Source organism: Pseudarthrobacter sp. KH_020_B (genome assembly GCF_057840185.1).
Genome location: NZ_CM174506.1, coordinates 440,906 through 459,943, shown reverse-complemented (window position 1 = coordinate 459,943; position 19,038 = coordinate 440,906). Strand labels below are relative to the sequence as shown.

At 65.6% G+C, this 19,038-nt stretch carries 21 protein-coding genes and 1 pseudogene; 10 read left to right on the top strand and 12 right to left on the bottom strand.

The features are described 5' to 3' along the window. Positions 1-27: 27 nt before the first annotated feature. The 10 genes from AC3IT0_RS02230 to AC3IT0_RS02185 form a co-directional block, all read right to left on the bottom strand. Positions 28-621, bottom strand: a complete 594-nt coding sequence (locus AC3IT0_RS02230) for a GNAT family N-acetyltransferase (RefSeq protein WP_489322195.1) — start codon at positions 619-621, stop codon at positions 28-30. Further along, positions 618-2,003, bottom strand: coding sequence for a lysine N(6)-hydroxylase/L-ornithine N(5)-oxygenase family protein (locus AC3IT0_RS02225; protein WP_489322194.1), 1,386 nt, complete (start codon positions 2,001-2,003; stop codon positions 618-620). Before AC3IT0_RS02225 ends, AC3IT0_RS02230 begins: the two co-directional genes overlap by 4 nt. Then, positions 2,000-3,577 carry a pyridoxal phosphate-dependent decarboxylase family protein gene (locus AC3IT0_RS02220; protein WP_489323886.1) on the bottom strand — a complete coding sequence of 526 codons (1,578 nt, stop codon included), beginning with the start codon at positions 3,575-3,577 and terminating at the stop codon, positions 2,000-2,002. Before AC3IT0_RS02220 ends, AC3IT0_RS02225 begins: the two co-directional genes overlap by 4 nt. Positions 3,578-3,972: 395 nt before the next feature. After that, complete coding sequence (locus AC3IT0_RS02215) at positions 3,973-4,302, bottom strand: GNAT family N-acetyltransferase (RefSeq protein ID WP_354250032.1); 330 nt, start codon at positions 4,300-4,302, stop codon at positions 3,973-3,975. Next, complete coding sequence (locus AC3IT0_RS02210) at positions 4,299-5,651, bottom strand: acyltransferase family protein (RefSeq protein WP_489322193.1); 1,353 nt, start codon at positions 5,649-5,651, stop codon at positions 4,299-4,301. Before AC3IT0_RS02210 ends, AC3IT0_RS02215 begins: the two co-directional genes overlap by 4 nt. A gap of 78 nt (positions 5,652-5,729) precedes the next feature. Then, positions 5,730-6,134: a DUF1304 domain-containing protein gene (locus AC3IT0_RS02205; protein WP_489322192.1), complete on the bottom strand. Its 405-nt coding sequence runs from the start codon at positions 6,132-6,134 to the stop codon at positions 5,730-5,732. A 36-nt stretch (positions 6,135-6,170) separates the two neighbouring features. Then, complete coding sequence (locus tag AC3IT0_RS02200; RefSeq protein WP_489322191.1) at positions 6,171-7,022, bottom strand: class II fructose-bisphosphate aldolase; 852 nt, start codon at positions 7,020-7,022, stop codon at positions 6,171-6,173. Next, the gene (locus AC3IT0_RS02195; protein ID WP_489322190.1) at positions 7,022-8,488 is read right to left on the bottom strand and encodes a GntP family transporter; all 1,467 of its coding nucleotides are present in this window, start codon (positions 8,486-8,488) and stop codon (positions 7,022-7,024) included. The genes AC3IT0_RS02200 and AC3IT0_RS02195 overlap by 1 nt, the downstream gene beginning before the upstream one ends. Positions 8,489-8,639: 151 nt before the next feature. Beyond that, positions 8,640-9,539 carry an NAD(P)-dependent oxidoreductase gene (locus AC3IT0_RS02190; RefSeq protein WP_489322189.1) on the bottom strand — a complete coding sequence of 300 codons (900 nt, stop codon included), beginning with the start codon at positions 9,537-9,539 and terminating at the stop codon, positions 8,640-8,642. A 29-nt stretch (positions 9,540-9,568) separates the two neighbouring features. After that, a complete protein-coding gene (locus AC3IT0_RS02185) occupies positions 9,569-11,053 on the bottom strand; it encodes a four-carbon acid sugar kinase family protein (protein ID WP_489322188.1) in 1,485 nt (494 codons plus the stop codon). A 147-nt stretch (positions 11,054-11,200) separates the two neighbouring features. Here AC3IT0_RS02185 and AC3IT0_RS02180 point away from each other — a divergent pair, with 147 nt between their 5' ends. Together AC3IT0_RS02180 and AC3IT0_RS02175 are read left to right on the top strand one after the other, a co-directional pair. Beyond that, entirely contained in the window at positions 11,201-11,905 is a 705-nt protein-coding gene (locus tag AC3IT0_RS02180) for a FadR/GntR family transcriptional regulator (protein WP_489322187.1), read from the top strand. A 105-nt stretch (positions 11,906-12,010) separates the two neighbouring features. After that, positions 12,011-12,220 carry a dodecin gene (locus tag AC3IT0_RS02175; protein ID WP_141139202.1) on the top strand — a complete coding sequence of 70 codons (210 nt, stop codon included), beginning with the start codon at positions 12,011-12,013 and terminating at the stop codon, positions 12,218-12,220. Positions 12,221-12,274: 54 nt separating this feature from the next. Here AC3IT0_RS02175 and AC3IT0_RS02170 read toward each other — a convergent pair whose 3' ends face one another. Further along, positions 12,275-12,508 carry a hypothetical protein gene (locus AC3IT0_RS02170; RefSeq protein WP_489322186.1) on the bottom strand — a complete coding sequence of 78 codons (234 nt, stop codon included), beginning with the start codon at positions 12,506-12,508 and terminating at the stop codon, positions 12,275-12,277. 251 nt (positions 12,509-12,759) lie between these two features. Here AC3IT0_RS02170 and AC3IT0_RS02165 point away from each other — a divergent pair, with 251 nt between their 5' ends. The 8 genes and pseudogenes from AC3IT0_RS02165 to AC3IT0_RS02130 all read left to right on the top strand — a co-directional run bounded on the left by AC3IT0_RS02165 (position 12,760) and on the right by AC3IT0_RS02130 (position 18,090). Then, positions 12,760-13,581, top strand: coding sequence for an aldo/keto reductase (locus tag AC3IT0_RS02165; RefSeq protein WP_489322185.1), 822 nt, complete (start codon positions 12,760-12,762; stop codon positions 13,579-13,581). A 1-nt stretch (position 13,582) separates the two neighbouring features. Next, positions 13,583-14,554 (top strand): aldo/keto reductase, encoded by a 972-nt coding sequence (locus AC3IT0_RS02160; RefSeq protein ID WP_489322184.1) that lies wholly within the window; start codon positions 13,583-13,585, stop codon positions 14,552-14,554. Next, the gene (locus AC3IT0_RS02155; RefSeq protein WP_489322183.1) at positions 14,551-15,591 is read left to right on the top strand and encodes an SDR family oxidoreductase; all 1,041 of its coding nucleotides are present in this window, start codon (positions 14,551-14,553) and stop codon (positions 15,589-15,591) included. The genes AC3IT0_RS02160 and AC3IT0_RS02155 overlap by 4 nt, the downstream gene beginning before the upstream one ends. Positions 15,592-15,629: 38 nt before the next feature. Beyond that, positions 15,630-15,980, top strand: a pseudogene (locus AC3IT0_RS02150) (DUF2975 domain-containing protein); the annotation flags it as partial. Further along, entirely contained in the window at positions 15,980-16,207 is a 228-nt protein-coding gene (locus AC3IT0_RS02145; protein ID WP_489322182.1) for a helix-turn-helix domain-containing protein, read from the top strand. The pseudogene AC3IT0_RS02150 and the gene AC3IT0_RS02145, both read left to right, overlap by 1 nt. Positions 16,208-16,226: 19 nt before the next feature. Next, the gene (locus AC3IT0_RS02140; protein WP_489322181.1) at positions 16,227-17,060 is read left to right on the top strand and encodes an aldo/keto reductase; all 834 of its coding nucleotides are present in this window, start codon (positions 16,227-16,229) and stop codon (positions 17,058-17,060) included. Positions 17,061-17,193: 133 nt separating this feature from the next. Continuing rightward, positions 17,194-17,460, top strand: coding sequence for a GlsB/YeaQ/YmgE family stress response membrane protein (locus AC3IT0_RS02135; protein ID WP_489322180.1), 267 nt, complete (start codon positions 17,194-17,196; stop codon positions 17,458-17,460). 111 nt (positions 17,461-17,571) lie between these two features. Then, the gene (locus AC3IT0_RS02130) at positions 17,572-18,090 is read left to right on the top strand and encodes a hypothetical protein (RefSeq protein ID WP_489322179.1); all 519 of its coding nucleotides are present in this window, start codon (positions 17,572-17,574) and stop codon (positions 18,088-18,090) included. 150 nt (positions 18,091-18,240) lie between these two features. Here the strand turns inward: AC3IT0_RS02130 and AC3IT0_RS02125 are convergent, their stop codons facing one another. Next, positions 18,241-18,837 carry a DM13 domain-containing protein gene (locus AC3IT0_RS02125; RefSeq protein ID WP_489322178.1) on the bottom strand — a complete coding sequence of 199 codons (597 nt, stop codon included), beginning with the start codon at positions 18,835-18,837 and terminating at the stop codon, positions 18,241-18,243. Positions 18,838-19,038: the final 201 nt, after the last annotated feature.

The following is a 19,038-nucleotide window of genomic DNA, read 5'->3' as shown; positions in this document are numbered from 1 at the left end:
CGATGGCGGCGTCCAGCTCGATGATGGTCACAGTGATGCTCCCTGGTGGATCGGAGTGGAAAGGTCATCGGAATGGTCTTGGGGGTGGCGCAGGGCTGCGCGGGCGGCGAGGTAGTCCTGGCGTGTGCAGAAGCTGAGCAGCGCTTCCTTGTCCGGCAGGATGACAACGCCCGCCGGCTGGAAGCCCAGCCGCTCGTTGAGCACGTGGATCTTGGCGTTCCTGGCGTCCGGTTCCACCACCACGCGTTCCACGCCTGGTTTCTCGAACAACCGCCCCAGCACGGCGTCCATCACCGCGGCCGTGTACCCCGGCTGGGGATCTCCCGACGGCGGCGCCACCAGCAGGTGCATGCCGATGTCGCCCTCCTGCACGGCATAGGCCGTGGCCAGTGGCGAGGCTGACGGCAGGTATTCCTCCATCAAGAAGGCGGGGACGCCGTCGTCGTTAATCCCCAGCAGGGCATGGTGATGCCCCGTTGCCTGGATTTTCGAGTATTCCTCCACAACCCCGTCAACTGTTGAGGACAGCATCCCCCAGAACGACGCGTAGGGCTGGGTAACCCAGCTGTGGAGGAGGGGTGCATCGGCAGCGGCGTCAACACAGCGGAACGTGAAGCTCACGCGGGCACCTCCGCTTTTCGAGTTGAGAGCACTTCGGCAGATTCGGGCAGGCCTGCCGGCGCGCCGAACTGCTGGAACGCGATGCTCCGCTCCACGGCGTAGACTTCGCGGCCGGTGATCTCACGCAGGATGCACGAGTTGCGGTAGGCAGCCATGCCGAGGTCCGGGGTGACAAAGCCGTGCGTGTGCAGCTCGGCGTTCTGGACGAAAATTTCGCCGGGTTCGACGCCGGTGCTGTAGTTGCGCGCCACGGCGAACCGGCCAGCGGAGTCACGGGCGATCCGGTCCTGGATGCCGGCCAGGAAGCCCGGCTCCCGGTAGGTGTAGCCCGTGGCCAGGACCACGGCCTCGCTGTCCAGCACATAATCCGAGCCCTGCTCCTCGTGCCGGAGCTGCAGCGTGTGGGAACCGGCGGCCTGATCCCACGCGGCGCCGGTGAGCGACGAATGGGTGAGGAGCTGGGTGTCCACCATGCCGGACAGGCTCTTGGTGTACAAGAGGTCGTAGATGGCGTCGATCAGCTCGGAGTTGATGCCCTTGTACAGGTTCTTCTGGCTCCTGATGAGGCCGTCGCGCTGGTCCTGGGGCAGCCCGTGGAAGTAATCCACGTACTCCGGCGAGGTCATTTCCAGCGTGAGCTTGGTGTACTCCAGCGGGAAGAATCGCCCGGACCGGGTGACCCAGTTCAGCTGGTAACCGTAGGTGTCGATGTCCTGCAGGAGCTCGTAGTAGATTTCCGCGGCGCTCTGGCCGCTGCCCACGATGGTGATGGTGCGCTTGGCCTGCAGCTCACTCTTCCTCGACAGGTAATCGGCATTGTGGAGGACAAGTCCCCCGCCGCCGTTCGCGGCCGACTCGACTATTCCGTCACAGGACGCCGGCACATACGGCGTTGTGCCCGTACCCAGCACCAGACGCCGCGCCAGCAGCACCTCAGGCCCGTCCGGACCTACCACCGAAAGGCGGTGCACGCCGGCGTCGTACGTTACATCCAGCACAGCTGTGCTAAAACGGACGGACCGCAGCTGGCCGGCCACCCACTGGCAGTACTGGTTGTACTCGGCGCGCAGCGGATAGAAGTTTTCGCGGATATAAAACCGATAGAGGCGGCCGGTCTGCTTGAGGAAATTCAGGAACGAATAGGGCGAGGTGGGGTCGGCGAGTGTCACCAGGTCCGCCATGAACGGCACCTGGAGGTGGGCCGGCTCCAGCATCATGCCGGGGTGCCAGTCGAAGGATTCCCGTTGTTCCAGAAAGACGCCGTCGAGCCCGCCCACCGGCTCGCTGAGGGCGGCGAGGCCCAGGTTGAAGGGCCCGACGCCGATGCCGGCGAAGTCGAAAATGCGCGGTTCGGTGGAGGTGCTCAAGCCAGAGGTGCTCATGCGGACACCTCGCTGGTGCTGGCGCTGGCCAGCAGCTGCGCGCCGGTGCGGCGCAGCAGCTCGATGATCTCGCTGATGTCCTCCAGGGTTGCTTCGGCGTTGAGGAGGGTGAACTTCAGGTAGTGCCTGCCGGCCACCTTGGTGCCGGCCACCACGGCCTGCCCGGACGCGAAAACGGCCGCGCGGATGGCCGGGTTGAGGGTGTCGGCCGCGTCCTCCGAAAGCCGGCCGCCCGACACCCGCGGCCGGTACCGGAAGACCAGCGTGCTGAGCTGCGGGTCGGCGGCGAGCTCAAAGTCGTCGTCGGCGGCCAGCACGGATCCCACGCGGGCGGCGAGATCGATCGCTTCGTCAAACAGGGCGCCGATCGCATCCGCGCCCATGATGCGCAGCGTCAGCCACAGCTTGAGCGCATCAAAGCGCCGGGTGGTCTGGATGCTCTTGTCCACCTGGTTGGGGATCTCGGCCAGGGCGGCGCTTTCCGGGTTCAGGTAGTCCGCGTAGTAGGTGACGTGCTGCAGCATGGCGCGGTCCCGGACCAGCAGGGCGCTGGAGCTGACGGGCTGGAAGAACGTTTTGTGGAAGTCCACGGTGACGGAGTCCGCGAGGCGGGTCCCGTCCAGCAGGTGGCGGTACCGGCCGGACACCATCAGCCCGCCGCCGAAAGCCGCATCAACATGGAACCAGGCACCGTAGGCGCGGGCCAGGGCGGCGAGGTCCGCGAGCGGGTCCACCGCACCGAAGTCAGTGGTCCCGGCGGTGGCCACAACCGCCATCGGCACCAGCCCGGCGTCGTGCGTTTCCGCCATGGACTCGGCAAGCGCGGCCGGGTCCATCTTGTGGTCCGCGGCGCACGGGACGGAGATGACGGCGTCGAAGCCCATGCCCAGCATGGACGCGGACTTCTGGATGCTGAAATGGCTGTCTGCCGACGTGAAAATCCGCAGTTTTTCCAGCAGCGCGGGCAGCCGGAGTCTGGCATTGGCTGGCTCCTGCCGCAGCCCGGCGACGGCGTGGTTGCGTGCGATCAGCAGTGCCTGCAGGTTGGACTGGCTGCCGCCGGAGGTGAACACGCCGTCGGCTGCAGCCCCCAGCTGCAGCCGTTCGGCGGTCCAGTCGATGAGCCGGCGCTCGATCATGGTGGCCCCCGCGCTCTGGTCCCAGGTATCCATCGAGGAGTTCACCGCGGACAGGATGGCCTCCCCCACCAGCGCAGGGATCACCACCGGGCAGTTCAGGTGGGCCGCGTACTTGGCATCGTGGAAGTAGATGGCGTCCCGGAGGTAGACGGTCTCAAGCTCTTCCAGCGCCGCGGCGGTGTCCGGGAGCGGCCGGCCCAGGTCAACGGCGCCGATGCGCGCCTTCATTTCGGCAGGCCCGACGCCGGTGAACGGCCGGGTGGTCCGGTCGAGTTTGGTGGCCACCGCATTGACGCCCTGCAGCACCTGCGCCACATACCGGGTGGAGTTCCTGGTGTTGAACAGATGGTTGGTGGCAGCGAGGGCCAGCTCCACGCGGGAGCCGAAATCCTGCCCGGGCAGGGTTTCGCTCACCCGATTTTCATCCACGTACATCTCATCAACACGGGGCAGCAGCGGCACAGTGGTCATCCTTAGTTCGACGGCGGGGGGTGTCTTTAGCAAGGTAAGCCTTACTTAGGTGAACCTTTTCGTCAAACTTTAGTGACTTATTTATCTTAAGCCGCGGGAATACGGGCGTTCTTCAGGTCGCGAGTGCGTCATTGACTGGCCCCGATCGCAAATCGGGTGGAAGATACTCCGCGCGAACGGACACTTGAGGCCCTCCGGAGAGAGTTTCCGGGGGCTTAAGTGACCGCTCGCGCCTGGCGGGAAGGGCTTAAGTGACCGCTCGCGCCAGTGCGAGGGGGCCTAAGTGACCGCTCGCGCCTGGCGGGAAGGGCTTAAGTGACCGCTCGCGCCAGTGCGAGGGGCTTAAGTGACCGTTCGCGCTAGTTGTCCGGCCAGTCGATGTGCTGTTCGTAGCCCTCGTGGGCGCGGAGGTAACCGGCAATGAACGGGCAATGCGGGATGATCCGTTTACCCGAAGCCACCACGTCGTCCAGCGCGAAGTGCGCCAATACCTTGCCCAGGCCCTGGCCCTTGAAGTCCTCGGCGGTGTCGGTGTGGAGGAAATCCACGTGTCCGGGCAGGTCCCGGAAGAAGGACTGGACGGCGATCTTCCCGCCCACCCGCAGCTCGTAGCGGTGATGCTCGTCATCCCTGGACAGCGAGACGTCGGGGCTGAACTTGTCCTCTGTGGAAATCATGTTCTCAGTCATGGTTCGACATTGGCACTACTTGGCCCCGCTGGCAATGGCCCGCCAGGCTGGCCCCGAATTTCCCGGGAAACATCGCCGGGGACACGTTCCGGCATCCTGCCCAGCAGCAAGACGCCCAACACAAAGCATGCTGCGCCGCCTCCGAGCAGGCCCAGCGTCAGTCCGTTGAGGGCAGCGTCCGCCACCGGAATGAAGACGACGACGGCGGCCGTCACCACCGCGGCGGCGGGCCGGCCGCGGGTGTGGACAGACGCCGTCGGACGTTCCTCAAGGTGACCGAACACGGCCAGCACTGGGAGCAGGAGGGTGACAATTCCCAGGAGGACGAGCGGGCGGGCCCACCACCATTCCGCGGTGCCTGCCGCGGGTTTGGGGAAGTCGGTGAGGAGCAGGAGCCCGGACATCGCCGCGAGCAACGGCAGGTGCCACAGGTACACGGTCATGGAGCGGCGGCCGGCAACCATGACCACCGCGCGGACCCAGCGGACGCCGGAAACCCAGCCGAGCCCCGGCCGGAAAAGCTGGAGCGCGGCAGCCTGGGACACGCCCAGGAGCAGCAGGCAGAGGTTGGGCGGGTTGAGGTTGACCAGCATGTTTCCGGAGTAGAGACCCAGGCCGGTGACCACGCCCAGCACCAGGTTGGCCGCTAGGATGAGCCCGACGAGACCAGAACGCGAGAGCCTGGCGAGGTGGCCGTCGGCCGTGAGGAAGCCCAGTTGCTGGACTGCACACCACAGGAAGACAAGGTTTGCGTAGGCGAGCAGGGGCAGGGCTCCGCGGAAGCAATCCACGGCCACCACCAGCGCCGCCAAGGCGGCAAAAGTCAGCCACGGGGCGCGGGCATGGAAGCGGGCCAGCAACGGGACGTTCAATTGGGCAGACAGGTAGGCCGCGAGGAACCACAGCGGCATGCCGGCCCCGGTGGCCATCAGCTGGATCACCTGGGGGTCCACGCCGAGCAGAAGTGCCGCCCAAAAGCCCAGGAACATCACCGCCAGGAGCGCCGCCGCCGGGCGGACCAGCCGCAAGAGCCGTGCCTGGGCGAACTCGAAGCCGGTGCCGCCGCGGGCCTTCAGGCGCAGCCAGGACTGGAGGCCGGTAGTGCCGCCTGTCACGAAGAACAGCGGCATCACCATGAAGATCCAGATGACCGGCACGAACCAGAGCTGATCGCCCAGCGTATTTTCGGTGGTCACGGTGCCGTCCGCGTGCAGGACGGGGCTGACCATCATGCAGTGGGCCACCACCACCAGGGCCAGGCAGACGAACCGGACAAAGTCGATCACCAGGTCGCGCTGGACCGCCTGTTCACCGTGCGGGGCCGGCCCCGGCTCCTTCACACCACTCACGTGCAGTCCCTACGAGCGCCGATGCTGTTGTTGACTCAATTGTCCGCCCGCAATGCGCTCCCCGGCCAGAAGTGTCAGTCAGCCAGTAACGGCCAGCAACCCAAGCACGACGGCGAGCAACGGCGTCGTGCCTTGCAGAACCGCGGCGCTGAGGTACTTTTTCCCGCTGAGTGCCAGCACGGCAGCGGCGAGCAGCATGGAGCCGCAGCAGCTGAAGATCAGGGTCCAGCCCACCACGTGCTGGGCCGAACCGTGCGGGGCAAGCGCCACGCAGCCCACCCCGATGAACGCGCCGATGGCCAGGAACAGGTTGTAGAAGCCCTGGTTGTAGGCGAGCAGTTTGGTGGTCTCGGCGTCGGCCTGGGAGGCGAGGCCGAAGCGCTTCCACGTGGCCGGTGTGGTCCAAGTGAGGGATTCCATGGTGAAGATGTACGCGTGGAGCGCGGCGGCGATGAACGCAAAAAGCAGGGAGGCCAGAATCATGTGCTGATCCTAGCCTCCCCAAAACTCAAACGAGCCTCAGCGGGTGAGCATGCCCAACGCCGACGTGGCGAATTCCCTGGCCGAGCTGTTCCAGTGGCCCAGCAAGCCCTGGAGGTTCTCGCCGTCGGCCCGGTGCGCCGGAAGCTGTTCCTGGAGCGTGGACAGCACGCCGGTACGGAGCTCGGTATTGAAGTTCACCTTACCCACGTTCATCGCGGCAGCCTTGACCAGCTCGTCAGCCGGGATGCCGGACGCACCGTGGAGCACCAGCGGGATATGCGTCCGCACGGCAATGTCCTGCAGGACGTCCCAGCGCAGCTGCGGCTCGCCCTTGTACTTGCCGTGGACGTTGCCCACCGCAACAGCCAGCAGTTCCGCGCCAGTCCGGGCCACAAAGTCCTCCACTTGGGCGGAATCCGTCAGGCCAGCCACTGCCACACCGGCTTCGTCCGCGCCGAAGGCCCGGTCCTCGTCGCCGGCGAGGCCGCCGAGTTCCGCTTCAAGCACGACGTCGGCACCCAGCAGTGCGCGCGCCGCACGGACCAGCGCAATGTTGTCCTCATACGGGAGGGAGGAGCCGTCCGCGAGGACCGAATCCGCCCCCGCGGCGACGGCGTCGACCATCACCTTCACGTCCGAGGCGTGGTCCAGCTGCACTGCCACCGGAACGGAAGCGCCGTCTGCCAGGCCGCGGAGCGCGGCGATCAGCCGGAGCCCGTTGGGCGTGGCGGCCGTCTTGGGGGCCACCAGCAGGATGACCCCGCGGCCCGCGTCCTCGGCCGCGCCAACAACGGCGAGGGCCGTGGTGAAGTCGTAGCAGGTGAACGCGGGAATGGCCGAGCCCTGCTGGAGGGCTGTGGTGACCAGGTGGTCCAGTCGGGTGCGCATCAGACGCTCAGGCCTCCCACGAGGATCCAGGCCACGTAGGTCAGGGCGAAGCCGGCCACGCCCAGGACGGTGGTGAGGACGGTCCAGGTCTTGAGACCGTCCGAGACGGTGAGGCCGTAGTAGCGCACCACGGTCCAGAAGCCGGCGTCGGTCACGTGGGACAGGCCCAGCGAGCCGAAGCCGATGGCGATCACGATGACGGCGATCTGGGCGGGCGAGTAGCCGCCTTCCATCACGGCGGAGGTCAGCAGGCCGGTGGTGGTGACGATGGCGACGGTTGCCGAACCCTGGGCCGCACGCAGTGCCAGGGAGATGATGAAGCCGAGCAGGATCACCGGCAGGCCCAACTGGTCCAGCGTCTCGGAAAGTGCCGCACCGATGCCGGAAGTCCGCAGGACCTCACCGAACACGCCGCCGGCCGCGACAACCATCAGGATGGACGCGATGGGAGGCAGCGCGCCTTCGAAGATTTCGCCGGTTTCCTTCAGCGACCAGTTGCGGCGGACCGCCAGCAGGAAGAAGGACAGGGCCACGGCCACCAGGAGGGCGAAGAACGGGTTGCCGATGAAAGCAGCCAGGCCGTACCAGGAGTTGTCCTTGGGGATGGTGAGCGTGCCCAGGGTGCCGATGAGGATCTGCACAATCGGGGCGGCGATGAGGAAGATGATCAGGGCCGGACGCGGCGGGGCAATTCCTTTGGCGCCGGGGCCGTCATGGCCCACCTTCACCAGGGAATCGGAGCCGTATTCGTCAACCTGGGCCTTGACGCCAGGGAGAAGTTCATATTCCTTGCGGTTCATGATGCTGGCAACCCAGTAGGACAGGAAACCGAGCGGGACGCAGATGAGCAGCGAGATCAGTGTGATGAGCCCGATGTCGGCGCCGAACACGCCGGCGCCTGCCACGATGCCCGGGTGGGGTGGAACGGCGACGTGGATGGCGAGCATGATGCCGGCCATCGGCAGGCCGAACTTGACCGGGTGCACGTTGGCGATCTTGGCAAAGGCGTAAACGATCGGGACGAGCACAATGATGCCCACCTCGAAGAACACGGGGATGGCCACCAGGAAGCCGACAGCGGTGAGCGCCACCGCGACGCGCTTGGCACCGAGCTTCTCGGTGAAGTGTGCGGCCAGCGACTGGACGCCGCCGGAGACTTCGATCATCCGGCCCAGGACGGCGCCGAGCGCGATCAGCAGGGCCACCTTGCCCATGGTTCCGCCCACACCGTTGGCAACAACGGTGAAGACGTTCTTGAGCGGGATCTGCGAGGCCACGGCCACGGCGATGCTCACGGTCAGCAGGGCCACAAACGCCTGGATCTTGAAGCGGATGATCATCACCAGCAGGACGGCGATGCCGATGGCCGCGATGGTGAGCAGCAGCGGAGTACCCAGCTCCACCGCGGGTTTGATGGCGGGGGCGTCTGCCGCCCGCACCATCAGCGAGTTAGTCAGGGGGTTCATTACAGGTGTCTCCTTTGACAAGCCAGTCTTCCAGAAGACGGGCTCACGGGCGCTATTTGTTTCTGTTGGGGAACGCTGGAAGGTACGACGACGGCGGAGGGGGGACCGCCGTCGTCATACGTTTTTTGGGGGGGTGCTTCAGCCGTGGTGCTTAGGCGGCGCGCTTGGTGGGCGCAACAACCTTAATGACGGCGGAGTCATCGGCAGCGGCGAGGCCCTGGGCCTGGCCCAGGAGGTACAGCTGCTCGGCGGCGGCGGCCACGGGGGCTGCCAGGCCGGCGGCGCGGGTGGCCTTGCCCACGATGCCCATGTCCTTGACGAAAATGTCCAGGCGGGACAGGACCTCGGCGCCTTCCTCGGTGTAGGCCTCAAGGATGCGCGGGCCGCGATTGGAGAGCATGAAGGATCCTGCCGCGCCGGCTTCGAGGGCGGCAAGGGTCTTGGCCTGGTCCAGGCCGAGGGCGTCGGCGAGGGCCATGGCCTCGGCAGCGGCCGCTATGTGGATGCCGCAAAGGAGCTGGTTGACAGTCTTGAGGGCCTGGCCGTCGCCGGGCTTGTCGCCCACAACGGTGAGCGTGGAGGCCAGCAGTTCGAGGGCCGGGCGGGCCTTCTCCTGGGCTTCCGGGGACGCGCCCACCACGATCAGCAGGTCGCCTTCGCCAGCACGCTTCGGACCGCCGGACAGCGGCGCGTCCACGAGCTCAACGCCGTATTCGGCGAGCTTCTCCACCGTAGCCGGGATGGCTTCGGTGCCCACGGTGCTGCCGAGGATAACGACGGCGCCCGGCTCCAGCACGGAGGCCACGCCGTTCTCGCCGAAGAGGACCTCGTTGAGCTGTTCACCGTTGCGGACCGCCAGGAGCAGGGCGTCGGCGCCCTTGGAGGCTTCCCGGGCGGAGGCGAAGGTGCGGATGCCCGCTTCTTCGGCGAGCTTCAGGCGCGGTTCGGCGATGTCGAAGCCGTGGACGGTGAGCTCGCTGGCCAGTCGGGTGGCCATGGGCAGGCCCATGGCGCCGAGGCCCAGGACGGTGATGGTGTAGGTGCTGGTCATGGTGTTTTCCTTTGAAGGCTGGGGGTCGATCAGAAGGTGTTGCTGAGCTTGCGGGTGACGTCGGCGAGGGACTGGTCATCGCCCACGTTGCCGGCGAACACGATGTACGGGATGCCCTTGGCGGGGCCGTCCACCGGCTCCCAGAGCGAGACGATGCCCGGCAGCATGGGACCGCGGACAATGGCGTGGCGGATTTCCAGGCCGTGGGCGGCGACGTCGGAGGACGTGATGCCGCCCTTGGCGATGACGAACCGCGGCGGGAAGGTCTTGAGGGTCCGGTTCACCACGGCGACGACGGCGGCGGACACCGTGCGCGCGATCTTCAGGCTCGCTGCGGGATCGTCAGTCTTGATCAGCAGGCGGCTGGTGTGGACGATCACGTCTCCCCCGTGGAGCGCCGCCACAACGGTGTCAGCGGTCTGGTCCAGGTGGGCGTCCCCGGCGTCGCCGAGCAGCTTCTCGACGTCGATCTCCACAATGCGGGCGGCGCTGTGCTGCTCGGTGAGGGCCTTGAGCTGGCGGGTGGTGACGCCAACGTGGGAGCCCACCACGATCAGGCCACCGGCTTCGGACGGGGTGTTGCCGGCGTAGGCTTCGGCGCCGGTGAGCTCGGTGCGGATTTCCTGGCCGATCCGGGCGCGGCCAAACGGCGGTCCCACACGGTAGAGGAGCTTTTTGCCGCGGCGTTCGGCTTCTTCCAGGCCCAGTGACAGGGCGCGGAGGTCGTTCTCGGTGACGATGTCGGCGACGATCGGCGTGGAGTTGGTGGCGGGCTCGATCGCATCGGCGATGGCCTTGGCGGTGACCTGCGGGTCGGTGGAGGCGCGGATGATGTTCAGGTCCAGGACAATCACCGATTCCGCAGCGAAGCGGCCCTGCGATTTCTCTTCCACGTATTTGGTCATGTCCGAGTTTGCGAAGCCGAAGCTGGCGTCCTTGGCGAATTCGGTCTCGGCCACGGGGGTGAGCTTGCCGGCGTCGTCCCCGGTGCCGCGCATGTAGTGCACGCCGCCGATGGTCACGCGGCCGGCGTCGGGGAACGCCGGAACCAGCACAACGCCGTCGGTGGCTTCTCCGCTGACGTCAGCAACGGTGGCGGCGATGACGTCGGGCTCCAGCGGGTAGTGGCCGCGCAGGGTGGAGTCGCTGCGGCTCACGAACCCCAGCCGCAGGCTCGAACCGGCACTGGCATCTGCGGACCCGGCGGCGGCCAGCGCGTTGCGGACCACTTCCTCGTTGCGGGCGGCAGCTTCAGCGGGGTCCAGGCTGCGGGTGTTGGTCAGCACGTAGACGGCGGGCTTCGTCTGGCCGAAGGCCCAGATGAAGTCCTCCACGTCCCAGCGGGTGAGCACGGGCAGATCCGCCACTGACTGCGTTCCGGTGGGGTCGTCGTCGAGCACTACGAGCATCCGGGGGGTCTCCGCGCTGGACGCGGCGACGGCGTCGGCAACAAGGCAGGCGGGAATCGGGACTTCGGCCGGGAAGGCGGCCAGGATGTCTGCTTCAAGCGTCACAGTGCACTCCGTTGTGTGGAAATCTCTAGGTATTAGGGTAACTGTAAGATGTCTGACATCTAACATTTCAATTCAGTGTGGCACAGGACATAAGAACGCGCAAGTAGACTTGTCAGACATATCTGGCGACGACGGCAAGGGGGACATATGGCACGGAAATCATTGGTGGGCGTTGTTGCGGACGAACTCCTGGACCGGATCATTGCCGGGGACTTTCCACCCGGATCCAGCGTTCCTGGCGAGCTCGAACTCAGCGCCAAGCACGAGGTGAGCCGGATGACCGTGCGCGAGGCCATGAAAACCTTGGAAGCGCAACGGATCCTGAGTGTGGAACGGGGCCGCGGCACGTTCGTTAACCCGTTGAACCGGTGGTCTTCGCTGGAAGCTGTCCTGAGGGCCGCGTCGGAGGGGAAAAACGAAGCGGCGGCCTCCGTTCAGCTCATTGAGCTGCGCCGAATGCTGGAAACCGGGGCGTGCGAACTCGCGGCCACCCGGATCAGCGACGCCGACATCCAGGCGCTGTTCGGCCATGTAGCGGCGATGCGGGCCGCCCATGAGGTCAACGACGTTGCCGCTTTTGTGGAGGCTGACCTGGCATTCCATGACCTGATCCTGCGCGCCTCTGAGAACGTCTTCGTGGCGGTCCTTTTCGCGCCGCTCCACCGCGTGTTGGAAAAGCGCCGGGCCGAAACATCGGCCGTGCCAACCATCCAGGAGCACGCCATCGGGCACCACCAGAACATCGCCGAGGCACTGGAATCGCGCAACCCGGGCCGGTCACGGGAAGCCATGGACCTGCACATGCAGCAGACCCTGGATGACCTCAAGAACCTCGTCCTCGAAGCGCCCTGACCAGCATCCACTCCGAAGTATTGGGTCTGGCCACGCCCGAGAAGTGCCACTAGTGTTCAAGAACGGCCCGCAACCGGGAATCGAAGGCGATCACGAGGAGCGAAGTTGTCCAACCACACGTACAGCATTACTGAAATTGTCGGCACCTCCGAAGAAGGCGTGGACGCAGCAGTCCGCAACGGGATCGCCGAGGCTGCCAAGACCCTGCGCAATCTTGACTGGTTCGAGGTCAAGGAAATCCGCGGCCACCTGGAGGACGGCAAAGTTGCCGACTGGCAGGTGCGGATCAAGCTCGGTTTCCGCCACGAAAGCTGACCTGCCTGAGTTTTAGGAGTGATGGCCGCGTCCCTTGGGCGCGGCCATCATCGTTTAGCTTCCGTTGGACGAGGCAACGCCTGCCGTGCGCCGGACCCAGACGGTGGGTACGCCGTCGAACGCGGGGAAAACATGGCCCTCGAAAAACGAAAGGACCGTGTGGGGTTCGGCTTCCGGGCTCCAGAGGCCGGAAGCCGGGCAGTGTGAACCGGTGGCGGCCTGCGTGGATCTGGCCGTGTGGCTGGCGGCACTGGCCTGGCGTTCGTTGAGCAGGGCGATGCGTTTCATCGTTGAGACCATCCTTGGGTGGTGAAAGTTTGTACATCCAGCCTAGGAAAAACTCGCCGGCGGCCCCATGGACTGCTGGCCAGAATCAGCGTTGCCAGCTGGACAGACGCACAGCCGGCGACTGCCAGACGGTCAGGGACTGACTATCGGCGCGAAAGTACATAGGCTCGTACCGGAGCAATTCCCGAAAGCGGTTTCCGGCCGGACGTCCCGCGCCAGGAACCACCCTTCAGCACTACTAGGAGTCCCCCATGTCAGAAATCTCGCTGAACAACGGCGTCACTATCCCCCAGCTCGGCTTCGGCGTTTTCCAGGTCCCGCCGGAAGACACCCAGCGGATCGTTGAGGATGCCCTGGCAGCCGGATACCGCCACATCGACACCGCCGCCGGATACCGCAACGAGGCCGGAGTGGGCGCTGCCATTGCTGCCTCGGGAATCCCGCGGGAAGAAATCTTCGTGACCACCAAGCTCCGCAACGGCGACCAGGGCCGGGCCCGGGACGCATTCCAGGACACCCGCGACGCGCTGGGTCTTGAGTTCGTGGACCTCTACCTCATCCACTGGCCGGTTCCGTCACAGGGGCTGTATGTCCAGGCTTGGAAGGAAATGGAGGCCTTGTACGCCGCCAAGGAGATCCGTGCCATTGGCGTCTCGAACTTCCTCTCCGACCACCTGGACACCCTGCTCGAATCCACGGACGTGGTACCCGCCGTGAACCAGATTGAGTTGCACCCCAGCTACCAGCAGGCCGAACTTGCCGCCAAGTGCCGCGCCCTCGGTATTGCGGTAGAGGCCTACAGCCCGCTGGGCCAGGGTGGCGACCTGAACGGAAACGCGGTCACCGCTGTCGCGCAGGCGCACAACGCCACCACGGCGCAAGTGGTCCTTGCGTGGCACCTGGCTGCGGGCAGCATCGTCATCCCCAAGTCGGTTAACCCGTCCCGTATCCGCGAAAACTTCGCGGCCGCGTCCCTGACACTGACCGACGACGAACTCGCCTCCATCACCGCCCTTGAGCGGGGCGCGCGCATCGGTTCCGATCCCGCCGTCGCCGCTTTCACGCAGCTGTAGCATGCAGTACACGCACCTGGGCCGTTCCGGCCTGAAAGTTTCCCGCCTGTGCCTGGGAACCATGAACTTCGGCCCGCACACGGACGAGGCTGACGCCCACAGAATCATGGATTCCGCGTTGGACGCCGGCCTCAACTTCTTCGACACCGCCAACGTCTATGGCGGACACGGACACCGCGGCTGGACCGAGGAAATCATCGGCCGCTGGTTCGCGAAGGGCGGCGAGCGCCGCGAACGGACCGTTCTGGCCACCAAGCTGTACGGCACCATGACCGACCGCCCCAACGAGTCCAAGCTGTCCGCGCTGAACATCCGGCGCGCCCTGGACGCCAGCCTGAAGCGGCTGCAGACGGACTACATCGACGTCTACCAGTTCCACCACGTCGACAGGGATACCCCGTGGGACGAGATCTGGCAGGCCATCGAAGTTGCCGTCCAGCAGGGCAAGATCCTCTACTCCGGAAGCAGCAACTTCGCGGGCTGGCACATCGCCCAGGCGCAGGAAGCCGCCCGCCGGCGGAACTACACCGGGCTGGTCAGCGAGCAGTCCATCTACAACCTGTTCCGCCGCGAAGTGGAGCTGGAGGTCATCCCCGCGGCACAGCAGTACGGCCTGGGCCTGATCCCGTGGTCCCCGCTCCAGGGCGGGCTGCTGGGCGGGGTCCTGAAGAAGGAACGCGCGGGCGTCCGGCGCGCCGAAGGGCGCGCCGCTGAGACGCTCAAGAAGCACCGGGATCAGATCCAGCAGTTCGAGCATATGGCGGACGTACTGGGACACGAACCCGGAGACGTCGCGCTCGCCTGGCTGCTCCACCAGCCTGCCGTCACCGCACCGATCGTGGGGCCGCGCACGCAGGAACAGCTCGACGCCGGCATCCGGGCATTGGACGTGACGCTCGACGCCGACGCGCTCAAGCGGCTCGACGACATTTTCCCGGGCCACCGCCCGGCACCGGAAGACTACGCCTGGTGAATCTGTTGGATACCGCGACCGACACCGTGGCACCACGGAACCTCCTCTTCCTCGGCGGCACCGGGGTGATCAGCGCCGCAGCGGCGGAACGCGCCGTCGTACTCGGTCACAGGGTGACCATCCTCAACCGCGGCCAATCCGGCAAGCCGGTACCGGACGGCGCAGAGGTCCTGCACGCGGACATCCGCGACCAGGACGCTGTGCGGGAGGTGCTGCAGGGCAGGGGGTTCGACGCCGTTGCGGACTTTATTTCCTTCACTCCGGATCAGGCGCGGTCCAGTATGGACCTGTTCCGCGGCCGGACCGGCCAGTACGTTTTCATCAGTACGGCATCGGCCTATCAGAAACCGCCCACGCGACTGCCGATCCTGGAATCCACTCCGCTGAAGAACCCGTTCTGGCAGTATTCACGGGACAAGATCGCGTGCGAGGACCTGCTGTTCGAGGCCTACCGGTCGGACGATTTCCCCGTCACCGTGGTTCGTCCTTCCCACACGTACGACCGCACAAGAGTGGGCCTGGTGGGCGGCTGGACAGACATCCACCGGATGCGCACCGGCCAGCCCGTTATGGTGCACGGCGACGGCACCTCGCTCTGGACCGTGACCCATGCCAGGGACTTCGCGAAGGCATTCGTGGGACTGCTCGGCAGGCCGCAGGCAGTGGGCGAGAGCTACACCATCACGTCGGATGAGTACCTGCCCTGGAACCAGATCTACGGCCTGTATGCGCGGGCGGCCGGAGTTGCCGATCCCGAGCTGGTCCATGTGCCTTCGGAAACCATCGCCGCGCACGGCACCGGGCACAGCCCCCACCTGGGGCCAAGCCTCCTGGGCGACCGTGCCCACTCCGTGGTCTTCGACAACTCCAAAATCAAAGCCCTGGTGCCAGGCTTTGCAGCCACCATCCCGTTCGCGGACGGGACCCGGGAGATCGTTGACTGGCACGACAGCCACCCCAAACTGCAGGTGGTAGACCAATCGTTCATGGATTTGAGTGACCGGCTGATCCGGTGGGCGCGGAGGGCGGCTGACTGACGGCGCGGTGCTTGGCCTGCACCCCGGTCACCAACCCCTTGCCCGCCCTTGTGATCCTGGGCATCGTCGCCGTGCAGGTCACCCTGGTGTGCGTCTGGCGCCTGCTGACGATGGTGCGGCGCGGAACAGTGTTCTCCCACGCCGCCTTCCGGTACGTGGACGTCATCTTCTGGGCCGTTGCGGCAGCATCGGTCTTGGTCTTCGGGCTTGCCGTGATGCTCGCGCCGGGCGACGCCGCTCCCGGCGTTGTGCTGCTGATCTGCGGAGCATCGCTGCTGATCGCGGGCGTGGCCCTGATCGTGCTCGTACTCCGGGCGCTGCTGGCCCAGGCGGTGGCCCGCGACGCCGAGGCAAGCCACCTCCGCGCCGAGCTGGGCGAAGTGATCTGATGCCGATCATTGTTGACATTGATGTGATGCTGGCCAGACGGAAGATGCCTGTGGGTGAGCTGGCGGACCGGATCGGGATAACTCCGGCCAACCTGGCGGTCCTCAAGAACGGCCGCGCCAAAGCCGTTCGCTTCACCACGCTTGAGGCACTGTGCGACGTCCTCGACTGCCAACCCGGGGACCTGCTCCGCTGGGAAGCGGGCGAAACGGAAGACGCGACAGCCTGATCCGGGGCAGACTGTTGAAATGACTCTCTCACCGCTCATCACGCTCAATGACGGCCACGGCATTCCGCAGCTGGGGCTCGGCACCTGGCCGCTGGACGACGAACAAGTGACTGCCGCCGTCGTACAGGCCCTGGAAGCCGGGTACCGGCACATCGATACGGCAGTGAAATACGGCAATGAGGAAGGTGTTGGGAACGGCATCCGCGCCAGCGGGGTGGACCGGAGGAAAATCTTTGTCACCACCAAACTGGACGGCGAATTCCAGGGCCAGGACCGCGCCGTGGCGGGACTGGAGGGTTCGCTGAAGCGGATGCGGCTTGACTATGTGGACCTGCTGCTGATCCACTGGCCGCTCCCGGCGCGTGATGACTTCGTCTCGACGTGGAAGACGTTCGAGCGACTGCAGGCGGCGGGCAAGGTCCGGTCCATCGGCGTCTCCAACTTCAAGCCGGCACACCTGGAACGTCTGCTGGCCGAAACCGACGTTGTGCCCGCGGTGAACCAGATCCAGCTGAGCCCGGCGATTACCCGCGAGGCGGAACGGGAGTTCAATGCCAAGCATGGAATTGTCACCGAATCGTACAGCCCGCTAGGCGGGTCGGGGGCCAGCCTGCTGACCGCTCCCCTCCTTTCACAGCTTGGTGAAAAATACGACAAGACCCCGGCTCAACTGGTGCTGCGCTGGCATATTGAGAAGGGACTTGTAGTCATTCCAAAATCGGGAAATCCCGAGCGGATGCAGGAAAACCTCGACATCTTCGACTTCTCCCTGGACCGGCAGGATCTCGCGGAACTTGCCATCCTGGACGAAGGCCCCGGCGCTGGCAACAATTCGGACGCAACAGGGCACTGAGAGGGCCCAGAACAGGCTTTCCGCGGGGCTTCAGGGTGGCGAAAATATAGTAAGCATGATTAGTATTGGGCAGAGGGATGAAGCGTGCCCGGGATCCGGGCACCTCCCTGATGTAGGAAGAAGGAACGACAAAATGGGTTTCTTTGCATTTTTGCTTCTTGGCCTTATTGCCGGCGCGATCGCTAAGGCGATCCTTCCGGGCAAGCAGGGTGGCGGCTGGATCATCACCCTCATTCTGGGCGTTATCGGGGCATTCCTCGGCGGCTGGCTCGGCGGGCTGCTGTTCAACGCGCCGCTGCAGGAGTTCTTCTCGCTGCAGACCTGGCTGCTCGCGATCGCCGGCTCGATCATCGTGCTGCTGGTTTACGGCATGGTCACGAAGCGCAGCGTCCGCAGCTAGTGTCGTCACCGGCATGAATACCGGCCCTGGGACACCATCCCGGGGCTGGTTTTTCTTTCCCCTGCCAAGCGGATCGGGGACTGACACCTTCTCAACGAGCAGGAGTTCACTATGAAATCAAAACTTCTTTTGGGTATTGGTATCGCGGCAGGTTACGTCCTGGGATCGCGATCCGGCCGGGCAGCGCACGACAAGCTCAAGGCCAGGGCTGCGGGCATCTGGGACAGTAAGCCGGTCCAAGACAAGGTCAAAGCCGCCACTGAGGCCATCAAGGAGAAGGCTCCCGAGGTGGCGGACCAGCTCGGTGAGGCCGCGCGCCGGGCGGGCACAGTCATCGGCTCAGCCGTCCACCACGACGCCGCGCCCGGCAACAGCAAGTCCAAAACGTCCGACGCCGGAGCCTCGGTGGGTGCCTCCGGCACCGCTGCGGCTGGTACTGCTGACGCTGGCAGCGCCGTGGGTGGCGACCACGTTCCCGCCCACAGCACCCACCCGGAAACGGTAAATCTGGGGACATCGGACGTTGAGTCCGACCCCGCCCTCAACGACTCCCAGGGCCAGGACTGGTCCGGAGAAGGCGGCGCCACTGCTGCCGGTGCAGCAACGAACGTTGACCCCCGGCGGGAATGATCAGGGATTCGTTGCCGGGACGTTACGCGCGATTCGCCGTGTGACACGGAAACACCGTTGAAATTGTGCTAAAAATGGTCGTTGCTGGCCGCCGCGCTCCTTGGGGGACGCGGCGGCCAGCAACGTTTCACGTCACGGCCACAGGCCGTCTCAGGTGACCAGCTCGGCAGCCCCGAACGACACACTGAACTGAACGCACCACAGGTCAACTGACGCGTATTTCGCTAGGTCAACGTCGGCAGGAATCTGGTAAACCTGATTGCCCTGATTTCCCTTGATCAGGCCGAGGTCGTAGTAATCAGCGGAGCCGGCGGTGAACCACCCTGCCGTCCCTTCCACCACGTGGGCGGCACTTAACCAGACGTGCACATCCGGACCATTGGATGTATCCAGGTTTTCGAGCGTGAGGACCCTGGCACCGTCAGGCTGCTGGACGATCCGGACAGTTCCCGTGGTGGCGTGTTCATGGCTGATCAGAGTACCCACAGCAAGCTGCACCGGACCTGCAGGCATGGGTGCGGGCGTCGGAGTCGGCGCGAGGGGCGTGGGCAGAGTCGGTTGTGCTTGCGCGGGACCGCTGGCCACGATGGGAAGCTGTTCATCCACCCTCACGTCCACAAAGAGAAGCCAGGGCTTGAACAGCACAAGTCCAATCACCAGGCCCACCGCTGCAACGGCCGCCGCAGCGATCATCCAGGTCCGGCGTCGGTTTGGACCCTGCTTTCCGCTTATGGACTTTCCGCTCATGGAACCATGGTCCGCGCATCCGGCGACCGGTGCAACGGACCAGCCGTAACCGGGCATGCGGCCTTTTTGGGGCGACGGCCGCAGCACGGGCATAATGTCATACCCCCGCGGCAGAGTATTCCCATGGAGGCTTTCGGGGATCAGCTTGCGGACGACGGCGGTACCACCGTCGTTCTGACGCGCGCCGCCTCGCCCGTTCGT

Bases quoted from the DNA above. Each gene is read 5' to 3' on its own strand.
- AC3IT0_RS02225 (WP_489322194.1), bottom strand. From the start codon at position 2,003: ATGAGCACCTCTGGCTTGAGCACCTCCACCGAACCGCGCATTTTCGAC.
- AC3IT0_RS02220 (WP_489323886.1), bottom strand. From the start codon at position 3,577: ATGTACGTGGATGAAAATCGGGTGAGCGAAACCCTGCCCGGGCAGGAT.
- AC3IT0_RS02215 (WP_354250032.1), bottom strand. From the start codon at position 4,302: ATGACTGAGAACATGATTTCCACAGAGGACAAGTTCAGCCCCGACGTC.
- AC3IT0_RS02205 (WP_489322192.1), bottom strand. From the start codon at position 6,134: ATGATTCTGGCCTCCCTGCTTTTTGCGTTCATCGCCGCCGCGCTCCAC.
- AC3IT0_RS02200 (WP_489322191.1), bottom strand. From the start codon at position 7,022: ATGCGCACCCGACTGGACCACCTGGTCACCACAGCCCTCCAGCAGGGC.
- AC3IT0_RS02195 (WP_489322190.1), bottom strand. From the start codon at position 8,488: ATGAACCCCCTGACTAACTCGCTGATGGTGCGGGCGGCAGACGCCCCC.
- AC3IT0_RS02190 (WP_489322189.1), bottom strand. From the start codon at position 9,539: ATGACCAGCACCTACACCATCACCGTCCTGGGCCTCGGCGCCATGGGC.
- AC3IT0_RS02180 (WP_489322187.1), top strand. From the start codon at position 11,201: ATGGCACGGAAATCATTGGTGGGCGTTGTTGCGGACGAACTCCTGGAC.
- AC3IT0_RS02170 (WP_489322186.1), bottom strand. From the start codon at position 12,508: ATGAAACGCATCGCCCTGCTCAACGAACGCCAGGCCAGTGCCGCCAGC.
- AC3IT0_RS02165 (WP_489322185.1), top strand. From the start codon at position 12,760: ATGTCAGAAATCTCGCTGAACAACGGCGTCACTATCCCCCAGCTCGGC.
- AC3IT0_RS02160 (WP_489322184.1), top strand. From the start codon at position 13,583: ATGCAGTACACGCACCTGGGCCGTTCCGGCCTGAAAGTTTCCCGCCTG.
- AC3IT0_RS02145 (WP_489322182.1), top strand. From the start codon at position 15,980: ATGCCGATCATTGTTGACATTGATGTGATGCTGGCCAGACGGAAGATG.
- AC3IT0_RS02140 (WP_489322181.1), top strand. From the start codon at position 16,227: ATGACTCTCTCACCGCTCATCACGCTCAATGACGGCCACGGCATTCCG.
- AC3IT0_RS02135 (WP_489322180.1), top strand. From the start codon at position 17,194: ATGGGTTTCTTTGCATTTTTGCTTCTTGGCCTTATTGCCGGCGCGATC.
- AC3IT0_RS02130 (WP_489322179.1), top strand. From the start codon at position 17,572: ATGAAATCAAAACTTCTTTTGGGTATTGGTATCGCGGCAGGTTACGTC.
- AC3IT0_RS02125 (WP_489322178.1), bottom strand. From the start codon at position 18,837: ATGAGCGGAAAGTCCATAAGCGGAAAGCAGGGTCCAAACCGACGCCGG.